Here is a 14,182-nt window from a genome sequence, read left to right as displayed (position 1 = left end):
CGTTAACTTTTCCTTTGCTGTGCGTATTGAGACTCACTTATAAAATAAGCGGTAAGTGTACCAAGTCCTTTTAGGTATAGCTTGTCTACACTCTCAAATTTAATTTGCTCTCGAGAATGTAAATAGGTGTTTTGACAAACTAGTACTTTGCTTGCTTGGCCATGACTTTCTAAGCGAGAGGCTAAATTAACCGTTTCTCCCCACACATCAAAAAGCATATTATCTAATCCAACACATCCCGCCGTAAGTGGCCCACTGGCTATGCCGATTCTAATCTGTAAGTTTAATTTTAAGTGATTACACAGATTATTAAAGCTTTCCAACATAGTCCTTGCTGCTAGACATGTCTGCAATGCTGGGTTTAATCGCTTTTCGTAAATTCCGCATACCGCCATATATTGATCGCCATTGGTTTTAATTTTTTGGAGTTGATTTTGTCTACTGATTAAATCAAATTCGCAATAAAATGAATTCAGTAACTGCATGATTTCTTGCTCATTTGTACTGCTACAATGTTGGGTGTACCCCTGAATATCGGCAAATAACACTGAACAAAAATGCTGCTCTAATTGCATGGATGGAGCCGGAGTCGTGAAGTTTGTTAGTAGGTTTTTAATCAACGGCTTAGGTAAGGTTTTCTGTAACAAATGTGATATGCGGGCTTTATCTCGACTCATTCTCAGATGAGCTGTACGGGAATTTTGATAAATCAATAAGCTAGAGGTTATGGCTGCGGCAGAGATTAATAGACAAGTGCCCATTGTCAGCCAAAACTTTTCTAATTCGTTTGCCTGAAAAGTCTGACGAGGAAATTGCCAGAACGCTTCAATACCGCAAAAACAAACGACATAAATCACCAAGTTGGGAATATATTGGCGTTTTTCCCAATCGCGGTATAAAAATGGACTAACAAACAAACCGATTATAAACAGAAAGTGGAATTGTAGATTAATATTCCAAATTACACTTGATATACCAATGTAGGATACAAAACCAAACATCAAAAGTGCTCTGGCAGAGACAAAGTGATGACGCCAGTTGAAACGTAAGATCTGGATGAATATAGCGATGTGTAACACACATAGGATAAGAACTGGAAAGCCGCCATATTGCCAAAATCGAGCAATAAAAGGCAATTGCAAGACTAAAAATATCAACACCATTAATGAAATCGTGTTTACTATTTTTATGTGGCTGAGGTTATCTAAATCCTTTTCATTGATCCCCAGAAATGCAATTTTCCGATAAAGTAATTTTAGCATTGGCAATCCTTGCCATGGTTAGAAATATATCTCTAAATCTAGCAATAAACACAGATTTTTCCCATGCTGTCCAAGTCTAGTTTTCAACTGATTTTGAGTTTATTAGTCCAGTTCGAACGCGAAAGGCAACAATGTACTGATATCTACTGTTTTGACATTATCGCTGGTGTCATACATCAAAATTTCAGTATCTTGATCAGCAAATTCTTTAATTTTTTGTCTGCAACCGCCACAGGGAGGACAGATTTTTTCATTTGGACTAGCGACTAATATCTTAACGATTTTTTTGCCACCATCTAAAATCATCGCTGCGATTGCACCGGCCTCGGCACATTGCCCTAAAGGGTAGGCTGCATTTTCAATATTGCATCCAGCATAGACTTTACCGTTGTCCGCTAAAATGGCTGACCCGACTTTAAAATTTGAGTAAGGAGAATAGGAATTTTGCTGCGCTTGTTTGGCAGCTTGGATTAGTTTTTTAGTATTATTTTCCAACAATTTTATCTTTCATTTTGAAAATGGCCAAACAGTTTGCGACAAAATGCCTGTGCTTGACAAGTATTTATCTAAATTGGCTTATCTTAATGAATTTTGTAAACCGCTAAATTTACCTTGAATTATCGTATTTGTGCTGGGCTAAGCTTTACTTTCGTGTCTAAATAAGCGAGTCTTATCTTGCTCTTTTGAGTGTTATTTTCTTAACCTTTAAATCCGAATTGATTTAATTTCCGTTAGTTTATTGTCCAACTTTCAAGTGCCATAGTCATCAATATGAATAAACACCTTTTACTGTCATTATTTCTAGTAACCTCAGGCCTTGCTGGCTGCAGTATTAACTCGGGCTCTGCACTGCATTCAAAAGTCGAAAGTATTTTAATTCCAGAACCGCAACCACTGAATTTTAGGTCGCAGTTGGCCATCGCTAGATACAACCAAATACTGACGCAAACATCATTAAGCAATGAAGAAAGAGCTGAACTGCTCTTTTTACGTGGAACACATTACGACAGTGTAGGTTTAGCGGGGTTGGCTCAATACGATTTTGGTCGGGCTAAGCAATTAAAGCCTGATATGGCAGAAGCATACAACTCTCTTGGTATTCATTTCACCCAACAGATGGAGTTTAATGAAGCTTATGAATCCTTTGATTCTGCTTTGGATATCAATCCAGAGTTAGATTTTGCGTTATTAAATAGGGGCATTGCACTTTATTATGGGCAGCGAAATGAACTGGCTATGCAGGATCTCATTCGTTTCTATAATAAAGATAAAGAAAATCCGTTCTCTGCTTTGTGGCTCTTTTTGGCCCACAAAGAAATAAATTATGAGGCTGCGCTGACGGAATTAAAAAAGCATCGTGAAAATCTTTCTGATGACAACTGGGGAACAATTATTGTTGATTTTTACTTAGGTAAGGTTAGCCGTAATACCCTGTTGAATGGATTTGTTTTAGGTCCTAAAACGACGGTAGAACTTAATCAACGCATGTGTGAAGTGTATTTTTACATGGGTAAATTTTATGAAAGCCTAGGTGAACGTGGTTTGGCGTTAAATTATTTCAAAATGGTTTTAAGCACTAACATTTATGATTACGTTGAACACCGATATGCACGAATCGAAATAGATATGTTGCGTAAACAAGCGTCTGAAGATTTAAAAAGTTAAGATCTATGTGTAATTAAATGATTTTACGTTTGCTGCTATTCGTCTTTTTTTTCCCCTTATTGCGGGCTGATAGTGCATTATCTCCGAGCTTCTTATTTGATATCGGCATACGTAAACCCGAGCATTACAATTTACTGTATTTGGCGGCACAACAAAATCATCAGGCCGCATTACGACAGCTTTCAAGCACCGCGATACAGCATAATCACATGTATTGGGTAAGCAAAAGTGCCGAAATTGGCTCCGTGGATTCTCTTTTCTTCTTGGCTAACAACACGTCTGAGGTGGCTACAAAAAAACACTATTTATCGCAAGCAGCTCAACTTGGGCACTCTGAGAGTCAATTTCAATTGGCATTATTAACAGCTAGCAGCTCTGCCAAAGAACGTCTGCTCGAAAATGCGGCTTACTCTGGTCATAAAAAAGCGATAGTGTCTTTGTATTATTTATTAAATAAAAAAGGCACTGCTGATCAAGATAACCTTTGGTTTGCTCAAGCGGCAGAAATAGACATTGATTTAACCTCAGCTTATGCTGATTTCCTTTGGTTACAACAAAGTCCTGAGGTCAGTATTGAGTGGCTGAATAAACAAGCCGATAACCCAGTGAACGAGGTTAAATACCAAACTGCAACCTTAGCAGCTGATATTGAGCACACTCGTTGGCGCAAACCTGTAACGACGTTTTTAGATAATAGGACAGAGCAACCCCAATGCGCCATCGATATTCAATTCATAGCTGGATCCTTATTGGCTATAGAACAAATCGCTGAGTTGTCGCACCGCTTCCAAGGCGATCCACGTTTTGCTTCTTTTCCTATCTGTTTCAATCCACCTGTATGGTTATCCCCAGAAGCGTTAGCTTGCAGTAATGCTGTAGATAAAAGGCTAACATGTTCACTGCAGGCAGTCTCTGAACTGGCCAGCATAACTGATTTTACTCACGCTATTGTCGTTGCTGACTCAGGTATTGCAAATGTGCACAATGGTGTCATGTTTCTTGATAAACAAGACGACTATAGGGTGTTTTTACATGAACTTGCGCACTTTGCGGGATTTGTTGATGAATATGAAGTTGATGCACAGATGGCGAACAAACTTTGCACCTCGACTCAAGCTCCCAATTTGGTTTATGCAGAAAATAAACCGGCACTTTCAAACACTGAGTTTGCTCGTTACCAAACTGATTACGAAGACTTAGTATTAACCAAAACATCAACTTGCGAACAAGTCAATTCCAATGCCTATAAACCGGTTCAACAAACGACCTTTATGGAGCACCATGATATTGGCGTGATCCCCAAAGTGTACTTAAACATCTGGAAAGACTCGCTAAATGATAAATTAAGTTTAACCCCTATATACGTCAATTTTGCGCAGTGGTTTGAGTCTAACGGAAATCACAAGCAAGCTGGATACTGGTGGCATAAATATAATAAATACCGCTCGTAAGTCGCTGTGGCTCTAAAAAACACGGCAGCTGAGTGAGATTAGTTGAAATGCTTAACTATAATGAAAAAGATTACAATAAGTGAGATGTTTAAACTATGCCAATTGACATAAAGCAACTGAGTCAAGCCTACCAATATTTGCCGGATGCGACTGGCTTGGTTGATGACACTGGAAATATATTGTTTATCAATCAGGCGTTTGCAGAGCTCATAGACGCAGATACAAGGGTTACAACTCAAGATTCATTAGCGCAAGTTTTTCTATTGCGCAAATCACAGTCTAACGATTGGCAAAGTCTACTAAACACGGCCATAGATCAGTCTTGCACCGTTGAAGTTGTCATTGCCAATAAATCAAACCATCTTGTGTCATGTCGTTTGCATCTTCAATCTATTGTTGATGAAGGTCGCTTCGTTTGTTTTCTCGCTAGATTAAGCAATAAATCGATTAATGCCTCACTAGATGAAAATCTCACTACTTTGGCCTATCGAGATAGCTTAACAGGGCTGGCTAATCGATATTTATTTAGCCAGTTATTTGATCATGAAATTAGTCAGTCGCAACGCTTAAACAAACGTTTTGCGGTGTTGTTCCTTGATTTGGATAAATTCAAAAAAGTGAATGACAGCATGGGGCACGATGCGGGTGACGAAGTACTGTGTGCGGTTGCCGAAAGGTTGCAAAAATCATTACGCAAAAGCGACTTGATTGCCCGTATGGGGGGCGATGAATTTGCAATTATTATGAGTAATATAAAAGACTCAGAGACAGTCTCTAAGGTAAGCGACAAACTGATTCGAGAAATTAAGAAGCCGGTAAAAAGCGGTGCGAATGTAATGGAAGTAGGTTGCAGTATAGGCATAAGCATTTATCCCGATAACGCACTAACCGCAGAGTCTCTGCTCCAGCATGCTGATGCGGCCATGTACCGAGCCAAACACGATGGTGGCAATCGCTACCAATTCTTCAGTGACGCGTTAAATCAAGAGTTAAATGATATTCGTGTTGTTGAGCAAGAATTACAACAAGGACTTATTGATGATCAATTTGTACCTTATTTCCAACCTGTCATCGATCTGCGCAGTAATAGGGTGGTGGGAGTTGAGTGCTTAGCACGTTGGAAGCATCCTAAACGGGGTGTTTTGGCTGCTGTGGAGTTTATAGATGTTGCCGAAAAGAAGGGCTTGATAAAAGATGTTTTTAATCAAGTTTTAACCCAAGCCTTCGAACAAATAGATGATTGGACACTGTCCTTGAATGAACGCATTCCGCTGTCAATCAATATTTCAAATAAGCAATTTTATCAACATAACACCTTCGATTTAATTGACCAGTTAATTGCAAAATATAAGGTGCCATCTGATGCCATTCGTATTGAAGTAACCGAAAGTACCTTGCAGGAAAGTGAAACTGATTTGTTGGAGCATTTGAAGCGGATTAAAACATCAGGCTTCAGTATTACCTTAGATGATTTTGGGACGGGATATTCTTCGTTACGTTATCTGCAACAACTTCCCGTAGATACTCTCAAGATTGATCGATCTTTTGTACGCAATTTAGATAATAATCCACACGATAAAATTATTGTTAAAGCGATTATACAACTCGCTGAAACCCTTGGGATATCAGTGGTTGCGGAGGGCGTTGAAACGGCCTTACAATCTGAATTTTTAGAGCAAAATAAGTGTTTTATTATGCAGGGATACTTTTTTAGTGAGCCCCTTAGCAGCAATGATTTTGAAGCCTTTATCAAGTCAAAACCATCACTTACTAAATAACCTGTTCACAGACGTTAAGCAAAGACCAAGAATGTGAACAGGGATATTCGTTTATCGCTGATTAACGATATTCGGGAACTTTGTCACGTAACTCATTAACCCACATCGAAGTGGCACCACAAATTGCAACTGGCATAACCAAAAAGTTAATAATGGGGATCATCGAAAACACGCTGACCAACACACCAAATGAAAAACAATGTGAGCGACTTTGGTTTAAGGTGGCACGCATGGTTTTAAAGTCAATTTTGTGATTATCAAAAGGATAGTCACAATATTGGATAGCCATCATCCAAGCAGAAAATAAAAACCACAATACTTGTCCGGCTACAGGCAACAGGAAAAACAATATTAGAAAACCAATGGCGCGGGGAATATAGTAACCAAGTTTAGCCATTTCTCGACCCAAGGTGCGAGGAATATCTTTGAATACATCGAGTATTCCACTATCGCCGAGCCCTTTTCCGGTGAGATGCAATTCTACTTTTTCAGCCAGCAATCCGTTGAACGGTGCCGCTATCCAATTGGCTAAGGTTCCAAACAAAAGAGCGAATATCAACAACACTGTTATGACCGCAAGTGGCCACAAAATATAGGCTAAACCTTGTTTTAACCAGCTTAACCATTCCCAATCAGGAATGATATTAACGATATAAAGAATAGAAGACTCAATTTGCCCGACCAAAAAATATAGGGCCACTGAAAAAAGAATCAAATTTACTGCTAATGGAATAAAAACAAAACGTTTTAATCCTTTGGTTTTAATTAACGAAAAGCCCTGAAGAAAATATCCGGCACCACTGTTACTTTGCATTCTTTACTAATTCCTGCAGATTAAACTCAAAAATAGGGGTTAAGTATAACTTTGTGTTGAATCAATACAAATCCTCAATTGTTACACTTGATGACATTTGATACATTCACTACAAACTATAATAAAGATCACCAATCCCTAATGCGCTTAAAAAAAATCCGGTTGGCTGGGTTCAAGTCTTTCGTTGATCCTACCAATATTCCGTTTCCTGATGATATGACAGCAATTGTTGGTCCCAACGGTTGTGGCAAGTCTAATGTCATCGACGCGGTTCGATGGGTTTTAGGGGAAAGTTCCGCTAAAAATTTGCGTGGTGACGCAATGACGGACGTTATTTTTAACGGTTCAAGTGCGCGTAAACCAGTATCTCAGTGCAGTGTTGAATTGGTTTTCGACAACTCTTCTGGTCGAATTCAAGGGGAGTTTGCAAACTACACAGAGCTATCAGTTAAACGAATTGTTACTCGTGAAGCACAATCAACCTATTATTTAAACGCAAGCAAATGTCGACGCCGAGACGTGACAGACTTATTTCTTGGTACGGGATTAGGACCAAGAAGCTACGCGATTATTGAACAAGGCACAATTTCCCGATTAATTGAGTCCAAACCCCAAGAACTGCGGGTTTTCATAGAAGAAGCCGCTGGTATTTCTAAATATAAAGAGCGTCGACGGGAAACTGAAAATCGGATTCGCCATACCAAGGAAAACTTAGAACGATTAGAGGATGTGCGCGCGGAATTAGGACAACAAATTGATAAGCTGCAACGTCAAGCGAGCGCCGCGCGAAAATACAAAGATTTAAAAGCCAAAGAACGCACCTTAAAAGGTGAACTAGCAGCTTTACGCTGGTTGAAACACAGTGAACATATTGCAGGGCTTGAAAGCGAAATTGAGCAACAGCAAAATGAAGTTGAAGCCTTTGTTGCCAAGCAGCGAGGTGACGAACGTGGTATCACTGTCTATCGGGAACAGCAGCATAATCTAAAACAACAGTTAACCGATTTACAAAAAGAAAACTTCCGGCTAGGTACCGACATTACTAAGTTGGAACAAAATCGTCTGCACGCGAAGCAGCGTGCACTGCAAATTGAAAATGAACTTCAAGAAATTAATCAATCAATTGAAGAGTCAGAATTAATCGCGGCTGAAGAAGCGGCAAAACTCGAAAGCCTTGAAATGCAGGTCGCTGAATCAGAGCCAGAGTCTGAGGCACTACAAGCACAATTAGAAAATGCACAAGATACCTTGTTACAACATCAAGAAAAGTTACGTTGGTTAGACAATGATTTTCGTGACCATGAAAAGACTTATCAAAACACCAAACAGCAAGCGCAAAGTTGTCATAGTCAAATACAATCTACGATGAATATGCAGATGCGCACACAACAGCGCATTGGCGAGTTACAACAAGAACAAAATGAATTGCAACAGGATGTCTTAGCCGAACAAATTACAAGTTTGCAAACCCAGGTTGAACAAGCAAAAGAAGACTTTGAAGACGCTAAACAACAGTTACATAGCATCAAAGAAACACTGCTTAATGCGCGAAAGAAAGAAAAAAGTCAACAGCATCAATTATTCGAATTGAAAGGACAAGTGCAGCAATTTGACGCGCAAATATCTGCACTAAATAGTTTGCAAAGCCTATCTGATGAGGACAATTCGTTAGAGCTGCAATTGCAATCTAGCGCCGAACAATTCCAACCTTTATGGCAAGTGTTGCAAGTTGAAGCCGGATGGGAAAAAGCAGTAGAAGCGGTTACCCGCGAGTGGCAACAAGCATTTTGGTTGAGTCACTCCGGTAATATTCAGGATTATTTAGAATCTCAAAACGGTAAGCTCATCTTCGCTGATCAATTGGAACAGTTAAAACCTGAAGGCACTTTGGCGTCCAAAATTTCTAATCCAGATATCCCAGATTGGTTCTGCCAAGTACTAACAGTCGAGACGGCTGAACAGGCATTAGCATTACAACAAACGCTAAAATCAGGGCAAAGTATTGTTAGCAAACAAGGCCAGCGTTTTGGCAAAGGATGGTTGGACTTAGGAGACCCGCAAAACCAAGGGGGAATGATCGAAAGGGCAGCGAAAATAACCGAGTTAACGGCGACGCGTCAGCAACTTATTGATGATAAATTGCTTCAGCTGGAAGATTCGGTTTCTCAAATGGCGCAAGCTAGCGAACACCTTGAATTAAAAATAGAAGAATCTCAGGCTAATTTTAAACAGGCTGAGCAAACCTTAATTCAAAGGCAAAATCAATTAAATTTGATAGAAATGCAGCAACAACAAACTGCATTAAGACAGACAAAGCTTAGTGAAGAACTAGGTCGGCAACTGCAGCTATTAGAAGACGAAAAAATGCAGTCGGAGCAATTAGCCGAGCAAGTCCAAGAATTAGAAGTTGAGCTTGAAGACATGTCGGCTAAACAACTCGACTTCGAACAACAAAAATCTCGATTATTGGAACACGAACAACAAGCTCGACATCAGGTTGAAGCCCTTACCAGCCAATCCCATCAACTTGCGTTGTCATTACAGCAGCTAAAAAGCCAATTTCAAGGCGTCAGTGAGGCGAATCGTCGCACTAAACAGTTATTGGAAAACCTGCAAAATCGTCACAGCATGCTATCTGCAGAGCTTACCGAGCTATCTAAACCTTTCGATGAGCAACAGCAAACTTTGGCTGCGTTGTTAGAACAACGGGTGGAAGTTGAGATTCAACAAACTGAAATTAGTGATCAATTGGCGGAAGTCGAAAATCTGTTATCTGATGCTGAAAAAGGCCAGCAGGGAATTGTTGAAAAAATTCAACAAATGCGCAGCCAGTTGGAGAGTAAAAAACTGGAATGTGAAGGTTATCGGGTACGCGCCAATAGTACCCTTGAAAATTTAGATGAACTCAATCAAAGCTTAAAGAGTATTTTGGAAACGTTACCCGAAGAAGCAGAAGAGACTCAGTGGCAACAACAACTGGAAACGACACTCGCAGCGGTATCGCGTCTTGGTGCGGTGAATTTAGCGGCGGTTGAAGAATATGAAATTCAGTTTGAGAGGAAAAAACATCTAGATGATCAAAATAACGATTTGGTGGCCGCGTTAGAGACACTGGAAAGTGCTATACGTAAAATAGATCGAGAAACACGAACACGTTTTAAAGAGACTTTTGATAAAGTGAATGATGGGCTGAAAGAACTGTTTCCTAAAGTGTTTGGTGGAGGTTCAGCTTATTTGGAACTTACTGGTGAAGATTTACTCGAAACAGGGGTGACAATCATGGCGAGACCACCAGGTAAGAAAAATAGTACAATTCACCTTCTTTCTGGTGGAGAAAAAGCGTTAACCGCTTTATCATTGGTGTTTGCAATTTTTAGATTAAATCCGGCACCGTTTTGTCTTCTTGACGAAGTCGATGCTCCGTTGGACGATGCCAACGTGGGACGTTTTTGTAAGTTGGTGTCTGAAATGTCGAAAAGTGTGCAATTTATATATATCACCCACAATAAAATTGCGATGGAAATGGCTAAACATTTAACCGGTGTCACTATGGCGGAACCAGGGGTTTCTCGTATGGTAGCAGTGGATGTTGAAGAAGCCGTGGCGATTGCTCAAGCATAAAAATAGGGTATTAAGCTCATATGGAAGAATTACGACTAGCATTTTTAGTCATTGGTGCGGTAGCCATCATCGGTATCTTGATGCATGGTATGTGGAGTGTGCGTAAGAACTCACAAGACAAAGGGCACGCGAACCTAGAAACCCAAGATTGGGATGACGATTATGATGATATTGAAGACGTTGATGTCGAGTCTGATTCAGACGTTATCGTGCTCGATCCCGCACTTAAATCAAATAATAAGGTTGAACCTAGTTTAGGTGGCGATAATTTCGACGAGCTCGGCATAGGCGCTGTTCGCGTTGTCAGTCAAGCCCCCAAAAAGCCCAATTCAGATGAAACTGATGAATCTAAGGATATCCCTGAAACTGACTTATCTGACGGTGCCAATGAAGTGGTTAAAGAACAGATAAAAGAATCAGAAGAAACCAAACCTAAGATTTATTCTTCTGTTGTGACTCAGCCCAAGCCTGAATATGCTGCACAGCAAGTTCATGCCATGCGCAGTCGAATGAGTGCAATTGACAATACTGATCCGAGTGATATTCCAGAACCTCCGCCGTTTTTGCTTAGAACGAGTGGCGAAGAATCTACAGACGAGGCGAACACAGCCGATTCAACAATCGATTTTTCGGCGATAGAACAAACCACCCCCAGAGCTGACGTAAAACAAAAGCCAGTTGTGAAAACGCCGCCTTCAGATAAACCAGAAGCGCCGTTGCTAACCGAACCTAAAATAGAACCTGAAATTAAAGCTCAGGCCGCTCCAGAAAGTAAGGTAAGCCTTGCTGACCAAGCCCGTAATTTTGTTAAGCGCAGTAAATCTGAGCCTAAATCACGAAAACGTAAAGAGCCGCAAATTCGTGAAGACCAAATGAAGATCGATTTTGATGATCCAGAGCCTGAGATTGATGGCCACGGTGAACAAAATAAATCGCAAAATGCCACAAACGCGCCAAGTAAAGAAAATAACCAACCACCAGAACAACAGGTGCTCGTGCTTAACGTGCGGGCGAGCGATGATAATCCCATTCAAGGAGCTGCATTGCTGCCTATGTTATTAACCCTTGGTTTTAAATTTGGTGACCAAGATATTTTCCATCGTCACGTGAATAGTAATGGTAAAGGTCCGGTATTATTTAGCTTGGCTAATATGTTCAAACCAGGCGTGTTTGATATTGATAATTTGGAAAACTTTAATACCTTAGGTGTTTCATTATTTATGATGTTGCCGATTGAAGGAGATCCCCATCAAGTCTTCAATATGATGCACAATGCCGCTCGAAAAATTGCCGATGAATTTTCTGCCCAAGTACTTGACGGAAGACGCAGTGCTTTGACGAAACAAAGTTTGCAGCAGTATGTTGAGAAAATCAGAGAGTTCGAAAGAAAGCGAATGATCGCGCGCTAAATTACAATTTATTGGGGCAGTAACTTTACTGTCCCCAGATTAACCTTTCCCATCTATTCCGTTTTGCAGGTAATTACATGAGCCAATCTGCCGACCTTTTGCAGCAGTTAAACGACATTCGCACACAAATTAACGAATATAATTATCAATATTACGTATTGGATGATCCTTCGGTGCCAGACGCCGAATACGATCGTTTAATGGGTGAACTGAATGCTATCGAAAAACAGCACCCTGAATTAATTACCGCTGACTCGCCTAGTCAGAAAGTGGGTGGGGCGGCTTTATCCGCGTTTACTCAGGTTGAACATGAAGTGCCGATGTTGTCGCTAGATAATGCCTTTAATAACGACGAGCTGAGCGCGTTTAACAAACGAATACTTGATAGGCTTAAACAAGATATTACCTTGGAATATAGCTGCGAACCTAAACTAGATGGGCTAGCGGTTAGTATCTTATATGAAAATGGCATTTTGGTAAGGGCCGCCACTCGAGGCGATGGACGAGTAGGGGAAAACATTACCAGCAATGTGAAAACCATTAAAAACGTTCCGTTAATGTTACGTGGCGATAATTTCCCCGCACGTTTGGAAGTTCGAGGCGAGGTGTTCATGCCTAAAAAGGGGTTTGAGCAACTTAATCAAAGGCAACGCAATGCTGATAAAAAGGTATTCGCCAATCCGCGTAATGCCGCTGCCGGAAGTCTTCGGCAACTTGATCCTAAAATAACTGCGAGTCGCCCATTGTTATTCTATGCCTACTCAATGGGCTTGGTGGAACAAGAGGTGCAAGAGCTAGCCAACAAACACAGTGAACGTTTAGCCCAGTTAGTGGCTTGGGGACTGCCTGTTTGTAACGAAATCTCAGTGGCCTTAGGAGATCAAGAGTGCCATGATTATTTTGCTAAAATTGGTCAAATGCGCGATACATTAAGTTATGAAATAGACGGAGTTGTATTCAAAGTTAATGATATTGCGCTTCAACAAGAGTTAGGATTCGTGTCAAGAGCGCCGCGATGGGCCATCGCACAAAAGTTTCCTGCCCAAGAACAAATGACAAAGCTAATTGATGTTGAGTTTCAAGTTGGTCGTACTGGCGCGATTACACCTGTTGCCCGTTTAGAGCCGGTATTTGTTGGTGGTGTAACCGTTTCTAATGCGACTTTACACAATCAGGACGAAATCCAGCGGCTGGGCGTTAAAAAAGGCGATACGGTGATCATTCGCCGAGCTGGCGATGTTATTCCTCAAGTGGTCTCTGTTGTGGCTAAATTGAGGCCAGAGGATGCCACTGAAATCACTTTCCCAACTCAATGTCCGATTTGTGACTCAGCTGTTGAGAAAATAGAAGGTGAAGCTGTTGCTAGATGTAGCGGTGGCCTATTTTGTCCCGCTCAGCGTAAGGAGGCGATGAAACACTTTGCATCTAGAAAAGCACTCGATGTAGACGGTTTAGGCGATAAATTAATTGAACAACTCGTTGATTTGGATTTAGTTAAAAGTCCTGCCGACTTTTTTAAATTAGACTTAGCACAACTGTCCAATATGGAACGTATGGGTGAAAAGTCGGCAGCTAATCTAGTCAATGCATTGTTAGATGCCAAACATACTACATTTCCTAAGTTTTTGTATTCTCTAGGTATTCGAGAAGTAGGTGAAGCAACCGCGGCTAACTTGGCAAACCACTATTGCACTTTAGATGCACTTAAATCAGCGGATCAAGAATCCTTGCAAGAAGTCAGTGATGTTGGTGTGATTGTGGCCGCCCATGTGTTTCATTTTTTGCGTGAACCCCACAATATTCAAGTCATCGATGATTTGCTTGACGCAGGAATAACATGGCCAGAAATCATTCCCAAAACCGCTGATGAGTTACCACTGAAAGAGCAAACGTTCGTTTTGACTGGCACCATGGAAACCATGGGACGTAGTGAAGCTAAAGCGCAATTACAACTTTTGGGAGCTAAGGTATCAGGCAGTGTCTCTGCAAAAACAGATTACTTGGTGGCAGGTGAAAAAGCCGGCTCTAAACTCACTAAGGCACAAGAGCTGGGCGTGGCGGTTCTCACCGAACAAGACTTGATTGACCTACTGGCACAATATTCGTGAATTGTTACTAATATTTACTCAAGGTAACTTGTTTAGGTTATCCATTTACAGCCTATGCAGATAGGCTGTAATGC

General features: G+C 40.8%; 9 protein-coding genes. 6 read left to right on the top strand and 3 right to left on the bottom strand.

Features of this window, described 5'->3' with window-relative positions:
• Positions 1-2 precede the first annotated feature (2 nt).
• Together VUI23_RS12165 and cdd are read right to left on the bottom strand one after the other, a co-directional pair.
• Positions 3-1,262 carry an adenylate/guanylate cyclase domain-containing protein gene (locus VUI23_RS12165; RefSeq protein ID WP_342804531.1) on the bottom strand — a complete coding sequence of 420 codons (1,260 nt, stop codon included), beginning with the start codon at positions 1,260-1,262 and terminating at the stop codon, positions 3-5.
• A 102-nt stretch (positions 1,263-1,364) separates the two neighbouring features.
• A complete protein-coding gene (gene cdd / locus VUI23_RS12160; RefSeq protein WP_216048522.1) occupies positions 1,365-1,757 on the bottom strand; it encodes a cytidine deaminase in 393 nt (130 codons plus the stop codon).
• 276 nt (positions 1,758-2,033) lie between these two features.
• On the opposite strand from cdd, the gene nlpI reads away from it, so the two are divergent.
• The 3 genes from nlpI to VUI23_RS12145 all read left to right on the top strand — a co-directional run bounded on the left by nlpI (position 2,034) and on the right by VUI23_RS12145 (position 6,156).
• Entirely contained in the window at positions 2,034-2,927 is an 894-nt protein-coding gene (gene nlpI, locus VUI23_RS12155) for a lipoprotein NlpI (protein WP_216048523.1), read from the top strand.
• A 17-nt stretch (positions 2,928-2,944) separates the two neighbouring features.
• Positions 2,945-4,378 carry a hypothetical protein gene (locus VUI23_RS12150; RefSeq protein WP_342804530.1) on the top strand — a complete coding sequence of 478 codons (1,434 nt, stop codon included), beginning with the start codon at positions 2,945-2,947 and terminating at the stop codon, positions 4,376-4,378.
• Positions 4,379-4,473: 95 nt separating this feature from the next.
• Positions 4,474-6,156: an EAL domain-containing protein gene (locus VUI23_RS12145; protein WP_342804529.1), complete on the top strand. Its 1,683-nt coding sequence runs from the start codon at positions 4,474-4,476 to the stop codon at positions 6,154-6,156.
• 61 nt (positions 6,157-6,217) lie between these two features.
• On the opposite strand, the gene cysZ is transcribed toward VUI23_RS12145, so the two are convergent.
• Positions 6,218-6,970 (bottom strand): sulfate transporter CysZ, encoded by a 753-nt coding sequence (gene cysZ, locus VUI23_RS12140; protein WP_216048526.1) that lies wholly within the window; start codon positions 6,968-6,970, stop codon positions 6,218-6,220.
• A 141-nt stretch (positions 6,971-7,111) separates the two neighbouring features.
• On the opposite strand from cysZ, the gene smc reads away from it, so the two are divergent.
• The 3 genes from smc (at position 7,112) to ligA (ending at position 14,108) form a co-directional block, all read left to right on the top strand.
• A complete protein-coding gene (smc, locus tag VUI23_RS12135; RefSeq protein WP_342804528.1) occupies positions 7,112-10,591 on the top strand; it encodes a chromosome segregation protein SMC in 3,480 nt (1,159 codons plus the stop codon).
• Positions 10,592-10,611: 20 nt separating this feature from the next.
• On the top strand, positions 10,612-12,000 hold the full coding sequence (gene zipA, locus VUI23_RS12130; RefSeq protein WP_342804527.1) for a cell division protein ZipA: 1,389 nt from the start codon (positions 10,612-10,614) through the stop codon (positions 11,998-12,000).
• Between the two features lie 77 nt (positions 12,001-12,077).
• Positions 12,078-14,108, top strand: coding sequence for an NAD-dependent DNA ligase LigA (gene ligA / locus VUI23_RS12125; RefSeq protein WP_342804526.1), 2,031 nt, complete (start codon positions 12,078-12,080; stop codon positions 14,106-14,108).
• The last annotated feature ends 74 nt before the right edge of the window (positions 14,109-14,182 follow it).

The sequence above is a fragment of the Alteromonas sp. M12 genome (assembly GCF_037478005.1).
GTDB lineage: Bacteria > Pseudomonadota > Gammaproteobacteria > Enterobacterales > Alteromonadaceae > Aliiglaciecola > Aliiglaciecola lipolytica_A.
This window is presented reverse-complemented; position numbering and strand designations above follow the sequence as displayed.

Bases quoted from the DNA above. Each gene is read 5' to 3' on its own strand.
- VUI23_RS12165 (WP_342804531.1), bottom strand. From the start codon at position 1,262: ATGCTAAAATTACTTTATCGGAAAATTGCATTTCTGGGGATCAATGAA.
- nlpI (WP_216048523.1), top strand. From the start codon at position 2,034: ATGAATAAACACCTTTTACTGTCATTATTTCTAGTAACCTCAGGCCTT.
- VUI23_RS12150 (WP_342804530.1), top strand. From the start codon at position 2,945: ATGATTTTACGTTTGCTGCTATTCGTCTTTTTTTTCCCCTTATTGCGG.
- VUI23_RS12145 (WP_342804529.1), top strand. From the start codon at position 4,474: ATGCCAATTGACATAAAGCAACTGAGTCAAGCCTACCAATATTTGCCG.
- cysZ (WP_216048526.1), bottom strand. From the start codon at position 6,970: ATGCAAAGTAACAGTGGTGCCGGATATTTTCTTCAGGGCTTTTCGTTA.
- smc (WP_342804528.1), top strand. From the start codon at position 7,112: ATGCGCTTAAAAAAAATCCGGTTGGCTGGGTTCAAGTCTTTCGTTGAT.
- zipA (WP_342804527.1), top strand. From the start codon at position 10,612: ATGGAAGAATTACGACTAGCATTTTTAGTCATTGGTGCGGTAGCCATC.
- ligA (WP_342804526.1), top strand. From the start codon at position 12,078: ATGAGCCAATCTGCCGACCTTTTGCAGCAGTTAAACGACATTCGCACA.